We start from the raw sequence: 16,117 nt of genomic DNA, 5'->3' as shown, positions 1-16,117 counted from the left end.
TCCCCGTCGCGAAAGCGGTGGGGAGGAGACACGAAAAAGGCCGCCTCCTTTCGGAAGCGGCCTCTAATCTTGTGGCTTTCGCCGAGGTCTTAACGACCGCCGGGAACGCGCGGCTTCGGCGCGGGCAGCAGGCCCTCGCGTTGAGCGCGCTTGCGCGCCAGCTTGCGGGCGCGACGGACAGCTTCAGCCTTTTGGCGGGCGCGCTTTTCCGACGGCTTTTCGTAATGCACGTGGCGCTTCATTTCACGGAAGCTGCCTTCGCGCTGCATCTTCTTCTTCAGGGCCTTCAGCGCCTGATCGACGTTGTTGTCGCGGACGAAAATCTGAACCAGGTTAAACTCTCCTTTGGCCGCCCGCCGCGTCCTGTGAGGGAGACGGGCGAACAAAATAAAATCGTCTTCCGGGAGCGAGGCCCTCGGATGAAGGCGCGCTGATACACGACCCACCCTGCCCTGTCCAGTTCAACGCGACCATTCTTGAAGGCTCGAAACCCCCGCGCGACAGGCGTATGTTCCCCCCATGACACAGAACCCCGACTGGGCCGACCGCACCGAGCAGACCGTGCTGGACGCCGCCATAGCCCGCGCGCCCGCCCTGGGCTGGAACGCGCGCCTGGTGCGCGAGGCGTGCGAGGCCAGCGGACTGTCCCTTGGCGACGAAGAACTGCTGCTGCCCAATGGCGCGCGTGATCTGGCCGCCCTGTTGTCGCGTCGCCACGATTCGCGGGCCTTACAGGCCTTGTCCGCCATCGACGCCAAGTCGTTGAAGATTCGCGAAAGAATCGCCCGCGCCGTGTCCGAGCGGATGGAGGCGGGCGCCGCCGACCTTGAGGCCACACGCCGATGCGCCGCCTTCCTGGCCCTGCCCGCCAACGCCGATCTAGGGCTGAAACTGGCCTGGGAAAGCGCTGACCACCTGTGGCGCTGGGCCGGCGACGAGGCGACCGATTGGAACCATTATTCGAAGCGAACCATCCTGTCGGGCATCCTGATTCCAGCCCTGACGATGCGCTGGTTCGACGGTCGTGAACGCGCAGAAGAATTCGTCGCCCGCCGCATCGAAAACGTCATGGCCTTCGAAAAATGGAAGGCAGGCAAGGATTTCGACGCGCCGTTCCGTAGGGTGAATGAGGCGCTGAGTCGGATGCGGTATGGGGCAAGAACCTAGGGCATCCCACGATTGCCGAAACCAACAACCTGTGCGACAATCGCAGTAAACGGAGGTTGTGAGATGCGGAAGACCATCGTCCTGAGCGGGATCGGAGTTTTAGCGGGGTCAGCGCTTTTAGGCGGGCTGTCTTATCAAGAGCCGCCATCGCGAACGAAACCAAAGGTCTGCTGGGTCGAAAGCAAACCGATCCCCAATGGCGTTCTCAACGTCGTGAGATGTGACGAAGTCAAATTCGGCTAAATCGAACCTAGCATCCGGTTCACATGCGCCATCTTGCGGCCGGGGCGCGCCTCGGCCTTGCCGTAGATGTGCAGCCGCTCGTCGGACTTGCCCGCCAAGTCACGCCACTGTTCGACCTCGTCGCCCAGCAGATTGGTCATCTCGACGCGGGCATGAGCGGCGGTCGGCCCCAGAGGCCAACCCGTCACGGCGCGGATATGCTGTTCGAACTGGTCGCAAACGCAGCCGTCCTGGGTCCAGTGACCAGTGTTGTGGACGCGCGGCGCGATCTCGTTGACCAGCAGGATGTCGTCGCCCAAGTCGAACAGTTCGACCCCCAACACGCCAACATAGTCCAGCCCGTCCAGAATCGCCTCGGCGATGGCGCGGGCGCGGACTTGGGTCTTGTCGTCCACAGTCGCGGGCGCCAGTGTCGTGCGCAGGACCCCGCCCTCATGGCTGTTTTCACCCAACGGATAGACCGCCATATGGCCGTCCCAGTCGCGCGCGGCGATAACCGACAACTCGCGCACGAAACTGGCCTTTGCCTCCAGGATCGCCGGACGACCACCTAGGCTTTCCAGCGCCTGCGCCGCATCGGCGATATCGCGAATCCAGACCTGCCCCTTGCCGTCATAGCCTTCGCGACGCGTCTTCAGCAGGGCCGGAACGCCCAGCACCGTCAGACCGTCGATCAGGTCCTCCAGCGTGTCCACCACCGCGAACTGCACCGTCGGCGCGCCGACAGCGTTCAGGAAGGTCTTTTCATCCGCCCGGTCCTGCGACACCCGCAGCGCGGTCGGTCCCGGCGCGACCAAGGCGCCGGCCTCGGCCAGTCTTTCGATGGAAGCGGCCGGCACATTCTCGAATTCGAAGGTGACGACGTCGGCGGCGCGGCCCAAGGCCGTCAGGGCGTCGGGGTCGTCATAGGCGGCGACGATCTGACGCGCCGACACCCGGCCCGCAGGGCTGTTCGCCTCAGGGTCCAGAATAACGACGTCAAAGCCCAGGCGCGAGGCGGCCTGACTCAGCATCCGGCCCAGTTGGCCTCCGCCGATGATGCCGAGGGTCGAACCGGGGGGAAGCGGAAGGCTGGGCACTCAGTCCTCGACGGATTCTGCGACGGATTCGGTCTGGGCGGTGCGGAAGGCGGTCAGCCGTTCGGCCAGGGCAGCATCTGCCAGGGCCAGGATTTGCGCGGCCAGAATGCCGGCGTTGGCGGCGCCCGCCTCGCCAATGGCCAGGGTCGCGACCGGCACGCCCGCGGGCATCTGCACGATGGACAACAGACTATCCATGCCCTTCAGCGCCTTGGACTTCACCGGCACGCCCAGAACAGGCAGTTCGGTCATGGAGGCCGCCATGCCAGGCAGATGGGCGGCGCCGCCCGCGCCCGCGATGATGACCTGGTATCCGGCGGCCTTGGCGCCCGTGGCGAACTGAACCAGACGGTCCGGCGTACGGTGCGCGCTGACGACCTTGGCCTGCCAGGCGACGCCCAGTTGGTCCAGTTTGTCGGCGGCCAGCCTCATCGTCGGCCAGTCTGACCGGCTGCCCATGATGATCGCCACCGGGGTTTCGGAAGTCGCCATGTCTGCAAGGCCCCTCGCGGAAAGGCGCCCGTTACAGCACCGACGGGGCGCCCGCAACCGCAAGCCGGCGGTTTCCGACGCGCGGCGACTTCAATGTCGCGGAATCACGCTCTACCATCGCTTCACCCTGCGCGACGCCTTGAGTGAGTCGCGCGACCGGAGCCCATCCTGCGCCGTGACCGACGTGGCCGAACACGACCTGACCGCCGAGATCGCACGCCTGCGCCTGGAGTTGGACGCCTGGAAGTCGCGCGCCGCCGCCGCCGAGGCCGCCGCCGATCACGATGTGCTGACGCCCGCCCTGAACCGGCGCGGCTTCATCGGGGCCTTGCAGCGGACCATGGCCTATTGCCAGCGGCACGGCGTGCCGGCGGTTCTGCTGTATCTGGACATGGACGGCTTCAAGAGCGTCAACGACACCCTGGGTCATGCCGCAGGCGACGCCGCCCTGATCGCCGTGGCCCGTCTGTTTCTGGCGAACCTGCGCGAATCGGATGCGGTCGGCCGAATGGGCGGCGACGAGTTCGCGCTTCTGATGCTGCACGCCGGACTGGACGAGGGCCGAGCCAAGGCGCGTCAGCTGGCCCAGGCGCTGCAGACCGAAGGCTTCGTCTGGGACGGCCAGAAAACAGAGTTGGGCGGATCGTTCGGCGTTCGAGCCTGGGACGGTCATACAGACGCAGAGGCGTGGCTGGCCGAGGCCGACGCCGCCATGTGGGTGCGTAAGAAAGGGCGCTGAGCGCGCCCCCTCCCCGCGCCGCTCCTTAGAGCGGCAGTTTCAACTGGATGCCGCCCATATGGCTCTCGGCGTGATCGCCGAAGCGACCGCGATAGCCGATCGTGACCTTGACCGGCCCGACCGCGCCTTCCACGCCCGCAGACGCCAGGAACTGACCGCCGAACGGATCGTCGATCTCGCGCGACAGGACCTGGGCCGGGTTGTTGTAAAGCCCGACGCGGACAGGATCGGAACTGTCGTCCAGCGCGTCACGATAGCCCCCTTCGGCGAACAGGCCGAAGCGCCCCATCTCCGCCTCGGCGCGCAGCGACACCTCGCCGGTCAGGGCTTTCACGGTGCGGTCGCCATACTGATACTGGGCCCCGACGCCCTGTTCGTAATAGCCGTCCACGTCGCTGGAGACATAGGCCAGGGCCGCGCGCGGCGACAGCGCGAAGCCGCCCATGTCGAACCACATCCCGCCCTGCAGTCGCGCGCCGGTGGTGAGCGCCCGTGTCTCGGCCATGTGGACGATGGGGGCCAGGCTGGTGGTGCGCTCGATGTCGTCGATATTGTCGCGCGCCACACCTACCGCCGCATTGACGAACACATCGCCCGAGCGCCAGCCGCCATAGACGTCCAGGCCGAAGCTTTCGACATTGAACCGCAACGCCTGGCTGTCCACGTCCGTCCTTCGCGCCGATCCGGCCAGGCCGAAGCGCCAGTTGGCGGACGGTCCCGCCTCCAGCGCGATCCGCGCGCCCCAGCCGTCGCTGGAGACGCTTGTGACCGGCCCACGCGCATCGGTGTCGACGCTGTCGATCAGGGCGGCGGTGGTGACGGCGACGCCCGCCTCCCACGGCTGACGACCCGACAGGGCGTCGCTTGCGGCGTCCAGCGCGTCCTCGCGGTGGCGATAGGTCGTTTCGCCCTGAAGCGTCGATTGGGCGCCGATGTCGCCGTAGTAGAGGTAGTCGGTTGCGAGCTGGGCGATGATCCGATGCCCGGCCGCCGTCGGGTGAACGCCGTCGAAGTAGAAATAGCTGTCGGGGTTCGAACAGACCGTGACCCCGTTGAAGCAGCTCTGAGTGATGTTGGTGATGCCGAACAGGCCTGGGTTGGCGGCCAGGGTGTCGCCGATCTTGAACAGGTCCATCATGATGATGTTGCTGCCCGGCCGCGCGCCGGCCGTGGTCGTCAGCCCCGTCTGCAGGGCGGTGTTGAAGGTCGTGACGGCGTAATCAGCCAGCGGCGCGGCGACCGTCCCCCGGAACTGGGGCGTCAGGCTGAGCTTGGGCAGGTTGGTGACCAGGATGGTCCCCGCACCGGCCCCCGCCACGGTGTTGATCAGGGTGGTGACATTGGCCGCTGCGCCGGTGGCGACGGGCGTGATCGCCGCGACCGGGCTGGCCGAGGCGCCGGCGACCGGCAGCCCCTGGAAGATGTCGTTGGCGCCGCCCAGGACGCTGACCAGATCGGTCGAGTTGAACCGCCCGCCCGCCGCCGTATAGCGCGACAGCTGGTTCAACATGCCGAACGGCACGCCGGTGGAGGCGTCGGTGCGCGCCCCGCCGAAGGCGTAGTTGATGCTGCCCGACACCGAGCCGTTGAAGTTGACGGCGTTGAAGCCCAGCAGTTCGACGAAGGTTGGCCCGTTCGAGAACCGACGGGCGTAGGGCGGCGACGGCGGCTGGGTCCCGCCCGAGATCAGATACAGATTGCCGTTGTCGCTAAGACTGTCGCCGAACACGACGAGACGGTTGTAGGTCTGGGCCGAGGCCGATCCTGCAAAGGCGCAGGCGGCCAGCGCCAAGGCGGCGACGGCGCCGCCGGTGATGAAGCGTGACATGTGAACCTCCCCAGCCGTCGTAGGTCGCGGCCGTTGCGGTGAGGATGCGCCAGTCAGCGCAGATGGCAAGATGCCGTAACGTCAGCCTTCGGAAGATTTTGCGCGGCGTGACCTAATGCAGGGTGCGGAACTTCAACGTGCCGGGCACGGTCTTCAGCACCCGCAGCGCCTCCGGGTCATAGTCGCGATCGACGTCGGTGATGACGTAGCCGGTGCGTTCGTCGGTCTTCAGGTGCTGGCCCAGGATGTTCAGACCCGCCGCAGCAAGCGCCCGGTTCAGCTCGGCCAGCACGCCGGGCTGATTCCTGTGGATGTGCAGGATGCGGTGCGCGCCCGACACATCGGCCAACTGCACGTTGGGCAGATTGACGCTGAATGTCGTGTCCCCCCGGTTCAGATAACCCAGTAGCCGCTCGGCCGCGAACTCGGCGATGGCTTCCTGCGCCTCTTCGGTCGAGCCGCCGATATGCGGCGTCAGGATCATATTCCTCAGCCCCTGAAGCGGGCTTTCGAAGGGATCGGAATTGGTGCGCGGCTCCTCGGGGAAGACGTCCACGGCCGCGCCGGCGACCCGGCCCGACCCCATGGCCTGGGCCAGGGCGCCGACATCGACGACATGACCACGCGACAGGTTCAGGAACAGCGCGCCCTCCTTCATCCGGCCGAACTGGGCCGCGCCGAAGATGTCGGCGTTCTCACGCCGTCCATCGACATGCAGCGTCACCACGTCGCTTTCGGCCAGCAGGGCGTCCAGAGACCGCATCCGCCGCGCATTGCCCAGCGCCAGCCGTTCCGACAGGTCATAAAACAGAACCCGCATCCCCAGGTTCTCGGCCAGCACAGACAACTGGCTGCCGATCGCGCCATAACCGACGATGCCCAGGGTCTTGCCGCGCAACTCCTTGGAGCCGGTAGCCGACTTGTTCCACTGGCCCACATGCATGGCCGCCGACTTGTCCGGGACGTCGCGCATCAGCACGATCATCAGGCCGATGGCCAGTTCGACCACCGAGCGCGTATTGGAATAGGGCGCATTGAACACCGCCACGCCGTGATCGGACGCCGCCTCCAGATCGATCTGATTGGTGCCGATGCAGAAGGCGGCGACGGCCATCAGCTTGTCCGCCTGTTCCAGCACCCGGCGCGACACCGTGGTCTTGGAACGGATGCCCAGCACATGGACGCCCTTGATGGCGGCGATCAGATCGTCCTCGTCCAGCGCGCCCTTCTGCGTCTCGACCGAATAGCCCGCCTCCTCCAGCCGTTCGACGGCGGCGGGGTGGATGTTTTCCAAGAGCAGCATCTTCATGCGGCTGCGCGGGAAGGACCAACGACCGGCCAGGCCCTCGGCGTGCAGCACCTCGTCCAGCGAGGCGGCTTCCGCGTCCGCGACTTCGACCACCGGCGCGCGGCGCACGACCTCGGTGAAGGCGTAAAAGGCGTCGGCCGCCCCGGCGATCTTGACCTCCGCATCGTTCCAGCCGTCACCGATCATGACGACGCGACCGGACAGGTTCAGGGCATGGATGGCGGCGGGCTTGCCATTATCGCGCGACAGAGGGTTGGCCTCATCGACGCCCGTCACACGCCCCTCGGCGTCATAGATCAGGTCGTTGCACAGCACCCGGTCCGGCGAAACGCCCAGTTCCTGAGCGACGGGGGCGATCACGTCGCGGAAACCGCCGGAAATGATGACGATCTTGCCGGTGTTCTGCTGGAAGAAGTTGAGATTACGCCGAACGGAGGCCGTCAACCGATCGGGCGCGGTCTGCGCCAGCGCCTGCACATGGTCGCGGGTCAGGGGGAGCAGCGCCAGACGCTGGCGCAGCGCCTGGCCGAAATCCAGCGTCCCGGCCATCGCCTTGTCGGTCAGCGATGCGATCTCGGCGCGGATCGCATCGGCGTCGGCCGAACCTGTCAGGGCGATGTCGGCCAGCGCCTCAAGGGTCTCGAAATCGACCAGGGTCGAATCGAAGTCGAAGATCAGAGTGGGGCGCGCAGTCATGTGGCGCGTCTTAGCCGCCTTCGCGCACGCAGCATAGCCAAGCCATGCTGATGACGGCGCACAGTTGCGCTTAAACCATGCCGCTCGGCGGGTGTTTCACCCACGGGGCGGCACGACTATGTCAGAAACGCACGATCCGGCGCACGCGGCTGTCAGGGCGGCGGCTTTCCAGCACGGCGGCGCCGACAGCGGCGGCGATGGTCGCGACGGCCAGAAGCGCCCCGCCCTCGCGCGCATGATCGCGGGCGTAGGCCCCGGCGTCGTCCGCATATCGACGCGCGGTCTTGCCGTGCTTCTTCATGGCCTTCTTCGACCCCTTGCGCGCCGAGCGGAACCAAGCATCGGCGCGGTCGCGGGCGTCATAGGCGGCGTCTGCGGCGCGGTGGCGGGCTTCGCGCGAGAAGTCGGCGGTCTGTTCGCCCACCTCTTCCGCACGATGACGGAAGGCGTCCACCGCATCGTGGAAACGGTCGCGCAGTTCGGCCGTATCGACCCATCCGCGCGGGTCGATGCGGGTCTTGATGCGCTGATAGCGGGTCGGCCCGGTGCGCTGCGTCAGATAGACGACAGCCGCCGCGCCGAGCACCAAGGCAGCCAGGCTGCCGGCCGTGATGCCGGGATGTTTGCGAATTTCTTCAATCGGATCGATGTCGCGGATCATCGGCGGGACCTTTTCCTCGAAATGGCGTGTCAGGCGGAGCGACGGCTCCGCTTGTCGGAAAAGAGCGAACCGCGCGGAAAAGGGTTCCGTCGACCGCGCGTCGCATGGCCCTGACCCCGCGCCGGATTGCCCCTTATCAACGGCCGCCTCGGCGCCTACATAGCCGCGATCCCGAAATGACGTCGCCAAAGGACCCCGCCGTGACCGATCACGCGCCCGAAACTCCCATTTCCGACGATCTGGCCGCCGCCTTCCAGATCGAGGGCTGGCCCGTGCGCGGTCGCCTGGTTCGCCTAGGCGCCGCCATCGACAAGATTCTGGCCGCCCACGCCTATCCCGAGCCGGTGGCCGCCCTGCTTGGCGAAGCCTGCGCCCTGGCCGCCCTGATCGGCTCCAGCCTGAAGTTCGACGGCCGGTTGCTGGTCCAGGCCCAGGGCGACGGCCCCGTGCGCTATGTCGTGGCCGACTATGGCACCGATGGCTCCCTGCGCGGCTACTGCCGCTATGACGAGGCCGAGGTCGGCGAGGCGTCCAAGGGCTTCTCCCGTCCCGGCGCCAAGTCGCTGCTGGGCCAGGGTGTTTTCGTCATGACTCTGGATCGCGGCCCCGACTTCGAGCGCACCCAGGGCATCACTCCTATCGAGGGCGAAAGCCTGTCGCTGGCGGCCGAACACTATTTCCAGCAGTCCGAACAGGTGCCGACCAAGGTGCGCTTGGCGGTAGGCGCGGTCGAAACGGAGACCGGTTCGCAATGGCGCGCAGGCGGGGCGATGATCCAGATCATCGCCGGCGACGAGACGCGCGGATCGACCGAGGAGGTCTGGGACCGCACCCGCGCCCTGTTTGGCACCCTGGCCGACGACGAACTGATCGACCCGACGATCTCGCCCGAGACCCTGCTGTTCCGCCTGTTCCACGAGGACGGGGTCCGGCTGGAAGGCGCGCGCGAGCTGACCGCCGTCTGCCGCTGTTCGCGCGACCGGATCGCTTCGGTCCTGGCTTCGTTCGACCCCGCCGAACGCGCCGATATGCTTGAGGACGACGGCAAGATTCGCGTCACCTGCGAATACTGCGCCACCGTCTATGCGCTGGACCCCGACGAGGTGGTCGCCGAGCAGATCTGAGCCAAAAAAGGGCGGCTCCGCGAGCCGCCCTCTCTTTTGATCTAGCCTTCCAGATCCAGCGAATAGCCCGCAGAGCGGACGGTGCGGATCGGATTGGCGCTGTCGTCGCCGATGGACAGGGCCTTGCGCAGGCGGCCGACGTGAACGTCCACGGTGCGGGCCTCGACATAGACGTCGGAGCCCCAGACGGCGTCCAGCAACTGCTCACGGCTGAACACCCGGCCCGGATGCTGCATGAAGTGGTCCAGCAGGCGGAACTCGGTCGGGCCAAGGTGAACCTCCTTGCCGTCGCGCTTCACGCGATGGGACACCCGGTCGATGATGATGTCGCCGTGGTTCAGCCGGTCGTCGGCCAGACCGGGACGAATGCGGCGCAGCACCGCGCGGATACGGGCGATCAGTTCGACCATCGAGAAGGGCTTGGTCAGATAGTCGTCGGCCCCGGTGTCCAGACCGCGCACCCGGTCGCTTTCCTCGCCGCGCGCCGTCAGCATGATGATCGGAAGGTTGCGCGTCTCGGCCTTGCCCCGGATACGGCGACAGACCTCGATGCCCGACAGTTTGGGCAGCATCCAGTCCAGCAGAACAAGATCAGGCTGGCGCTCGTCGATCTGGAGCATCCCTTCTTCACCGTCGGCGGCGACGGTGACGTCGTAACCTTCCTTTTCCAGATTGTACTGAAGCAGGGTCGCCAGCGCGTCCTCGTCTTCCATCACAAGGATATAGGGCTGCACGTCGGGTCTCCGGTCTCGGGTCAGTGCGTGGAAAGGTTTGGCGTCGGATCGGAATCCTCGGCCGTGGGCTGGGCGCGCGGGCGTTCGCCCACGATGTCGTCGCCGGTGATCTCGTAGTGGACGGTCTCGGCGATATTGGTCGCGTGGTCCCCTATCCGCTCCAGGTTCTTGGCCATGAACAGCAGATGGGTGCAGGCGCCGATCGTGCGCGGATCCCCCATCATGTAGGTCAGCAGTTCGCGAAACAGGGCGTTATAGTGCTCGTCCACCTCGTCGTCGGTCTGCCAGACGGCGACGGCGCGATCCAACTCGGAGGCGGTGTAGGCGTCCAGCACGTCGCGCAGGCGGGTCGACACCAACCGTCCCATACGCTCGATGGAGCGCGTGAGCGGCTGCATCGGCTCGCCCTCGGCCAAGATCAGGGCGCGCTTGGCGATGTTCTTGGCCAGGTCGCCTGTGCGTTCCAGATCGGTGGCGATCTTCATGGCGCCCAGGGTGCGACGCAGGTCGCTGGCGACCGGCTGACGCAAGGCGATCAGGCGAATGGCCTTCTTCTCGATATCCCGGTGCAGCGCATCCAGTTTCAGGTCACGCTCGACCACCGCGCGCGCCAGGGCGATGTCGCGCCGGGCGACGGAATCGATGGCGTCCGCGACCTGGGCCTCGGCTAGGCCGCCCATGCGAGCGACCTCGGCCGTGATCTGGTTCAGTTCGTCGCCATAGGCTTTGACGGTGTGCTGGTTCATCGGATTAGCCGAAGCGTCCCGTGATGTAGTCGAGGGTGCGCCGTTCGCGCGGATTCTGGAAGATGTCTTCGGTGTCGCCCGTCTCGACCAGACGGCCCATGTGGAAGAAGGCGGTGCGTTGCGACACTCGCGCGGCCTGGGCCATCGAGTGGGTGACGATGACGATGCAGAACCGCTCGCGCAGTTCGTCGATCAATTCCTCGATCCGCGCCGTGGCGATGGGGTCCAGGGCCGAGCAGGGCTCGTCCATCAGGATCACTTCGGGGTTCACGGCGATGGCGCGGGCGATGACCAGACGCTGCTGCTGACCACCCGACAGGCCCATGGCCGAGGATTGCAGGCGGTCGGCCACCTCGTCCCACAGACCCGCGCGCTTCAGGGCGCTTTCGACCACGCCGTCCATTTCGGACTTGGACGAAACCAGGCCGTGAATCTTGGGTCCGTAGGCGACGTTTTCGTAGATCGACTTGGGGAAGGGGTTCGGGCGCTGGAACACCATCCCGACCCGGGCGCGCAGCAGCACGGGGTCGATGGCGCGGTCGTTGATGTCCTCGTCGTCCATCGCGATCCGCCCGGTGACGCGGGCCCCGGCGATGGTGTCGTTCATGCGGTTCATTGTCCGCAGGAAGGTCGACTTGCCGCAGCCCGACGGGCCGATCAGGGCCGTGACGGTCTTGTCCGGGATGTCCAGCGAGACGTCGTAAAGCGCCTGCTTGCCTTCATAGAAGACCGAGACGTCGCGCGCGGCGATCTTGATCGGTCCCGTCGGCGGCGTGTCGACGGCGGTCGGGCCTGTCACAGGCGCGGCGTCTTCGGCTCGCAAGTTCGTCGGCGCGGCGTCGGACGCCGGCGCGACCTCGGGCAGGACCTGCCCGCCCATGCGCGGCGTCTGGGTCGGATCGACCGGCCCTGCGCCCGTCTGGTCCTCGGCGGAGCGGAAAATACGGAATTTCATTCTCTTACCACCGACGCTCGAAGCGCCGCCTCAGGATGATGGCCGCCGCGTTCATGATGATCATGAAGACCAGCAGGACGATGATCGCCGCGGCGGTGCGTTCGTGGAAGGCCCGCTCCGAGGCGTTCTCCCAGATGTAGATCAGCGACGGCAGGGCGCCGACGGGCTGGTCGATGGCGTGCGGCACGCCCGGCACGAAGCTGACCATGCCGATCAGCAGCAGCGGCGCTGTCTCGCCCAAGGCGTGGGCCATGGAGATGATGGCGCCGGTCATGACGCCGGGCATGGCCAGCGGCAGGACGTGGCTGAACACCGTCTGGGTCTTGGACGCGCCCATGGCCAGGGCCGCCTCGCGGATCGAGGGCGGCACGGCCTTCAGCGCCGAACGGGTGGCGATGACCAGAGTCGGCAAGGCCATCAGGGCCAGAACCAGACCGCCCACGATGGGGCTGGCGCGCGGCAGGTGCATCCAGTTGATGAACAGGGCCAGACCCAAGAGGCCATAGACGATCGACGGCACGGCCGCGAGGTTGTTGATGTTGACCTCGATGATGTCGGTCAGCTTGTTCTTGGGCGCGAACTCTTCCAGCCAGATGGCGGCGCCGACGCCCAGCGGAATGGCGATCAGGGCCGTGACCAGCAGCATCAGCGCCGAACCGACCACGGCGCCCAGCACCCCGGCCAGCTCGGGTTGGGTGGAATCGCCATTGGTGAACAGGGCGGTGTTGAAGTGGGCGCCGATGACGCCATCGGCCTTCATCTTGTCCAGCCAGGCGATCTGCTGATCGGACAGACGGCGCTGATCCTCCGGCGTGGCCTTGGAGATTTCGCCCTTCAGATAAAGGTCGGCGTCATCCGACAGCGGCACGGCCAAGGGCACGGTCTCGCCGATGACCTCGGCGCGCTTGGCGACCAGATCGGCGGCGACGAACTTCAGCTCCGACGAGAACAACCGCTTCATCTGGCCGGCCTTTGTTGCGGCCGCATCGTCGGCGACGCCCATCCGCTGAAGCTGCTGCTCGGCCGCCATCTGCTCGAAGTTGGAGCCCTGCGGATAGGCGCGGTCGATGCGGGCGGGGTCCATATAGACCGGCACCGTCACCGTGTGGGCGTAGAAGGCCGTATGGCCCTGTTCGACGATACGGACCAGCAGGATCGCCAGGAACAGCATGGCGGCCGCGATAGCCAGGCGGCCATACCATTTGAAGCGCGTTTCCTTGGCGTGGCGGCGCTTGAGCCCCGCACGCAGACGCTCCAGCCGCCCGTTGGCGGAAGCGCCGTCGATCCGATCGGGGGTCGCGTCAGTCATATTGTTCCCGATAGGTCTGGACGATCCGGTGGGCGATGATGTTCAGCGCCAGCGTCACCAGGAACAGGGTCAGGCCCAGGCCGAAGGCCGACAGGGTCTTGGCGCTGTTGAACTCCTGGTCCCCGGTCAACAGGGTCACGATCTGCACCGTGACGGTGGTCACCGTATCCAGCGGATTGAAGGTCAAGTTGGCGGCCAGGCCCGCCGCCATGGTCACGATCATCGTCTCGCCGATGGCGCGCGACACGGCCAGCAGCAGGGCGCCGGCGATGCCCGGCAGGGCGGCGGGCAGCAGCACGCGCTTGACCGTCTCGGACTTGGTGGCGCCCATGGCGAACGAACCGTCGCGCAGGCTCTGCGGCACGGCGTTCAAGATGTCGTCGGACAGGGATGACACGAAGGGAATGAGCATGATGCCCATCACGGCGCCGGCGGTCAGGGCCATCTGGTTCTGCACCAGCGCCAGATACCGGCCCAGTCCGTCCAGCGGCCCGCCGATCAGGAACAGGCCGATCTCGTTGAACATGACGCGCAGGAGCGGCCCCACGGTCAGGGCGGCGAAGAAGCCGTAAACGACCGTCGGCACCCCGGCCAAAATTTCCAGCAGCGGCTTGATGACCGCGCGGGTCGTGCGGCTGGCGTATTCCGACAGATAGATGGCCGACAGCAGGCCGATGGGCGCGGCCACGCACATCGCGATCACCATGATCAGCAGTGTGCCAGCGAACAGCGGCACGGCGCCGAAGGCCCCCGACGACCCCACCTGATCGGCGCGGATCGCGATCTGCGGGCTCCATTGCGTGCCAAACAGGAAGTCGAGAACCGGCACCTTCTGGAAGAAGCGGAAGCTGTCGAAGGCCAGGGAGGCGATGATGCCCAGCGTCGTCAGGACCGCGATGGCCGAGCACACGAACAGGGCGCCATAGATCCAGCCCTCGACACGGTTGCGCGCGCGGGTCTTCGGCTTGATCTGGGTTAGGGCGAACAGACCGCCCAAGATGGCGGCCAGGATAGCGGCGGCGCCCCCGCCCCAGGACAGGGTGCGCTCGATACGGACCATCCGACGCGCCTCGACCGGCAGTTGTTCGGCCAGCGGGCGCTCCCAGATCTGCAGGGCGGCCTCGCCGCGGCCAACGCGATAGGCGTCGGCGAAGAAGGCGTCGCGGCGGAAATGATCCAAGGAGGCGACCGCTTCAGGCGTGCCCGAGGCCGTCAGCTGACGTTGCAGCGGCGCTGAAAAAACCGAGGCCAGGACCAGCACCAGCAGCGCCGGCGCGGCCACCCAGATCAGGGCGTAGGCGCCATGCTGGCCTGGGCGCGAATGCGGTTTGGCGCCGATCGCGCGGCGACGCGCCAGCTCTCGACCGCCTAGAAAGGCGGTCGCGCTCAGCGCCATGAGGATCAGCAGATAAATCCAGATCATTCGAAGTCCGAAGCGACGCGCGCGAATCGGCGTGCGGCCCTGAACACCTGGACCGACGCGGCGCGACTACTGCCTGCGAATGGTCAGCGGATTAAGACGGGTCGATGACAGTTGGGTGACAGCGAAGGTTCCCCCCATCGCCGCCGACAGGACCTAGCGCCGCTCGCCCGGTTGAGGGAACCAGGCGGTGAAGGCCGCGCCCATCCCTGGCGCGCTTTCCACCACCAAGCCGCCCTGGTGGCGGTTCATGATATGTTTGACGATGGCCAACCCAAGGCCCGTGCCCTGGCGTTCGCCGCTCTTCTGCCCCTCGACGCGATAGAAGCGCTCGGTCAGGCGCGGCAGGTGTTCGCGCGCCATCCCCGGCCCGTGATCGCGCACCGTGACGGCGGCATACAGAACGCCCGCCGTCCGATCGGGCGTTACCAGCGGCAGGCGCGTGGCTCCCGGCATCCGCGAAGCCCAGGCCTCGTCGAATGACAGGTCGGACCGAACGGAAATCTCGACCGTGCCGTTGCGTGACGAATATTTGACGGCGTTGTCCAAAAGATTCTGGACCACCTGGAGAATCTCGTCACGGTCGCCGCTGACCGAGGCCCGCGCCTCTCCTTGGTCCAAGGCGATGGCGATTTCCTTTTCGCGCGTCAGGACGCTGATGGCGTCCACCACGTCGGACGCGGCCCGGTCCAGATCGACACGACCGGACGGCGGGATATGTTCATTCAATTCAATGCGACTGAGCGAAAGCAGGTCGGCGACCAGCCGCCCCATCCGATCCGCCTGCGCCGACATGATGTCCAGGAAGCGGTCGCGCGCCGCCACGTCGTCGCGCGCGTGCCCCTTCAGCGTCTCGATGAAGCCGCTCAGCGAGGCCAGCGGCGTGCGCAGTTCGTGGCTGGCGTTGGCCAGGAAATCGACCCGCATCATCTCGGTTCGCCGCGCATCCGTCTCGTCGCGCAGGATCAGCAGCGCCATCTCGCCCCCGGGCGCCACGCCGTCGGCGACCGACAGCGGCCGGGTCCAGGCCCGCCAACGCCGATCCCTCTGGCCGCCGGTGGTGTAGTCGGTGGTGCGCGTGGCGCCGCCGAACAGGGCCTCGTCTACCGCCTCCAGCACGCCGGGCTCGCGGATGACCTGGACCAGCAGCGCACCCTGTCGCTGGATGCGCAACAGGTCGCGCGCAGCGTTATTGGCCATGACGATACGTCGGCCCGCGATATCGTCCGGCTCGCCGCCGCTGACCACCAGCACCGGATCGTCCAGCGCTTCGAACACCCGATCAAGCAGTTCGCCGGCGACCGCATCGGTCGTCGCATCGGCGGTCGCCCCGTCTAGGGCGGACGGGGCGGCGTCGGCCGCGCCCGGCATGTTCAGCAACCAGGCCGACGCCGCCACGATCACCGCCCCGCCCAGCAGCCAGTCCGCCAGTTCGGGATGCAGGATCGCCAGCACCACCAGGATCAGAATGGCGACGCCGATGCTGGCGCCCACGGTCCACAGACGCGACGAGGACACCGGCGCGACGGGAGAGGGCGAGATTTCATAAGGCATGGAGGGGCGGCGACCTCAAAAATGCACGGCGACATCCGATCCTTGCACGGATTTTGTGACG

The 16,117-nt window shown here is 66.8% G+C and carries 15 protein-coding genes and 1 pseudogene; 3 read left to right on the top strand and 13 right to left on the bottom strand.

Annotation, left to right across the window (positions count from 1 at the left end):
* Positions 1–89 precede the first annotated feature (89 nt).
* On the bottom strand, positions 90–332 hold the full coding sequence (rpsU, locus tag KZX42_RS09195; protein ID WP_087120183.1) for a 30S ribosomal protein S21: 243 nt from the start codon (positions 330–332) through the stop codon (positions 90–92).
* A gap of 187 nt (positions 333–519) precedes the next feature.
* Between rpsU and KZX42_RS09190 the strand changes: the two genes are divergently transcribed.
* A complete protein-coding gene (locus KZX42_RS09190) occupies positions 520–1,167 on the top strand; it encodes a COQ9 family protein (protein WP_248118905.1) in 648 nt (215 codons plus the stop codon).
* A 239-nt stretch (positions 1,168–1,406) separates the two neighbouring features.
* Here KZX42_RS09190 and KZX42_RS09185 read toward each other — a convergent pair whose 3' ends face one another.
* Together KZX42_RS09185 and purE are read right to left on the bottom strand one after the other, a co-directional pair.
* Complete coding sequence (locus KZX42_RS09185) at positions 1,407–2,489, bottom strand: 5-(carboxyamino)imidazole ribonucleotide synthase (protein WP_248118904.1); 1,083 nt, start codon at positions 2,487–2,489, stop codon at positions 1,407–1,409.
* Positions 2,490–2,981 carry a 5-(carboxyamino)imidazole ribonucleotide mutase gene (gene purE / locus KZX42_RS09180; RefSeq protein WP_248118903.1) on the bottom strand — a complete coding sequence of 164 codons (492 nt, stop codon included), beginning with the start codon at positions 2,979–2,981 and terminating at the stop codon, positions 2,490–2,492.
* A 175-nt stretch (positions 2,982–3,156) separates the two neighbouring features.
* Here purE and KZX42_RS09175 point away from each other — a divergent pair, with 175 nt between their 5' ends.
* The gene (locus tag KZX42_RS09175; protein WP_248118902.1) at positions 3,157–3,720 is read left to right on the top strand and encodes a GGDEF domain-containing protein; all 564 of its coding nucleotides are present in this window, start codon (positions 3,157–3,159) and stop codon (positions 3,718–3,720) included.
* Between the two features lie 25 nt (positions 3,721–3,745).
* Here the strand turns inward: KZX42_RS09175 and KZX42_RS09170 are convergent, their stop codons facing one another.
* The 4 genes and pseudogenes from KZX42_RS09170 to KZX42_RS09160 all read right to left on the bottom strand — a co-directional run bounded on the left by KZX42_RS09170 (position 3,746) and on the right by KZX42_RS09160 (position 8,214).
* Positions 3,746–5,548 carry an autotransporter domain-containing protein gene (locus KZX42_RS09170; protein ID WP_248118901.1) on the bottom strand — a complete coding sequence of 601 codons (1,803 nt, stop codon included), beginning with the start codon at positions 5,546–5,548 and terminating at the stop codon, positions 3,746–3,748.
* 112 nt (positions 5,549–5,660) lie between these two features.
* Positions 5,661–6,890: a phosphoglycerate dehydrogenase gene (serA, locus tag KZX42_RS17325; protein WP_348983623.1), complete on the bottom strand. Its 1,230-nt coding sequence runs from the start codon at positions 6,888–6,890 to the stop codon at positions 5,661–5,663.
* A 135-nt stretch (positions 6,891–7,025) separates the two neighbouring features.
* Positions 7,026–7,553: pseudogene (locus KZX42_RS17320) on the bottom strand (HAD-IB family phosphatase); the annotation flags it as partial.
* 121 nt (positions 7,554–7,674) lie between these two features.
* Positions 7,675–8,214, bottom strand: a complete 540-nt coding sequence (locus KZX42_RS09160) for a hypothetical protein (protein ID WP_248118899.1) — start codon at positions 8,212–8,214, stop codon at positions 7,675–7,677.
* Between the two features lie 200 nt (positions 8,215–8,414).
* Between KZX42_RS09160 and KZX42_RS09155 the strand changes: the two genes are divergently transcribed.
* Positions 8,415–9,338, top strand: coding sequence for an Hsp33 family molecular chaperone (locus KZX42_RS09155; RefSeq protein WP_248118898.1), 924 nt, complete (start codon positions 8,415–8,417; stop codon positions 9,336–9,338).
* A 41-nt stretch (positions 9,339–9,379) separates the two neighbouring features.
* Here KZX42_RS09155 and phoB read toward each other — a convergent pair whose 3' ends face one another.
* The 6 genes from phoB to KZX42_RS09125 all read right to left on the bottom strand — a co-directional run bounded on the left by phoB (position 9,380) and on the right by KZX42_RS09125 (position 16,056).
* Complete coding sequence (gene phoB, locus KZX42_RS09150) at positions 9,380–10,072, bottom strand: phosphate regulon transcriptional regulator PhoB (RefSeq protein WP_248118897.1); 693 nt, start codon at positions 10,070–10,072, stop codon at positions 9,380–9,382.
* Between the two features lie 20 nt (positions 10,073–10,092).
* Positions 10,093–10,818, bottom strand: coding sequence for a phosphate signaling complex protein PhoU (gene phoU, locus KZX42_RS09145; protein WP_248118896.1), 726 nt, complete (start codon positions 10,816–10,818; stop codon positions 10,093–10,095).
* Positions 10,819–10,822: 4 nt separating this feature from the next.
* Positions 10,823–11,773: a phosphate ABC transporter ATP-binding protein PstB gene (pstB, locus tag KZX42_RS09140; RefSeq protein WP_248118895.1), complete on the bottom strand. Its 951-nt coding sequence runs from the start codon at positions 11,771–11,773 to the stop codon at positions 10,823–10,825.
* A gap of 4 nt (positions 11,774–11,777) precedes the next feature.
* Positions 11,778–13,082, bottom strand: coding sequence for a phosphate ABC transporter permease PstA (gene pstA / locus KZX42_RS09135; RefSeq protein ID WP_248118894.1), 1,305 nt, complete (start codon positions 13,080–13,082; stop codon positions 11,778–11,780).
* Positions 13,075–14,505 (bottom strand): phosphate ABC transporter permease subunit PstC, encoded by a 1,431-nt coding sequence (gene pstC / locus KZX42_RS09130; protein ID WP_248118893.1) that lies wholly within the window; start codon positions 14,503–14,505, stop codon positions 13,075–13,077. Before pstC ends, pstA begins: the two co-directional genes overlap by 8 nt.
* Before the next feature lie 153 nt (positions 14,506–14,658).
* Positions 14,659–16,056, bottom strand: a complete 1,398-nt coding sequence (locus tag KZX42_RS09125; RefSeq protein ID WP_248118892.1) for an ATP-binding protein — start codon at positions 16,054–16,056, stop codon at positions 14,659–14,661.
* Positions 16,057–16,117: the final 61 nt, after the last annotated feature.

The sequence above is a fragment of the Brevundimonas sp. EYE_349 genome (assembly GCF_023147505.1).
In the GTDB taxonomy this organism is placed as follows: Bacteria; Pseudomonadota; Alphaproteobacteria; order Caulobacterales; family Caulobacteraceae; genus Brevundimonas.
Note: the sequence above shows the minus strand (reverse complement) of the source record. Positions and strands in the feature narration are given on the sequence as shown.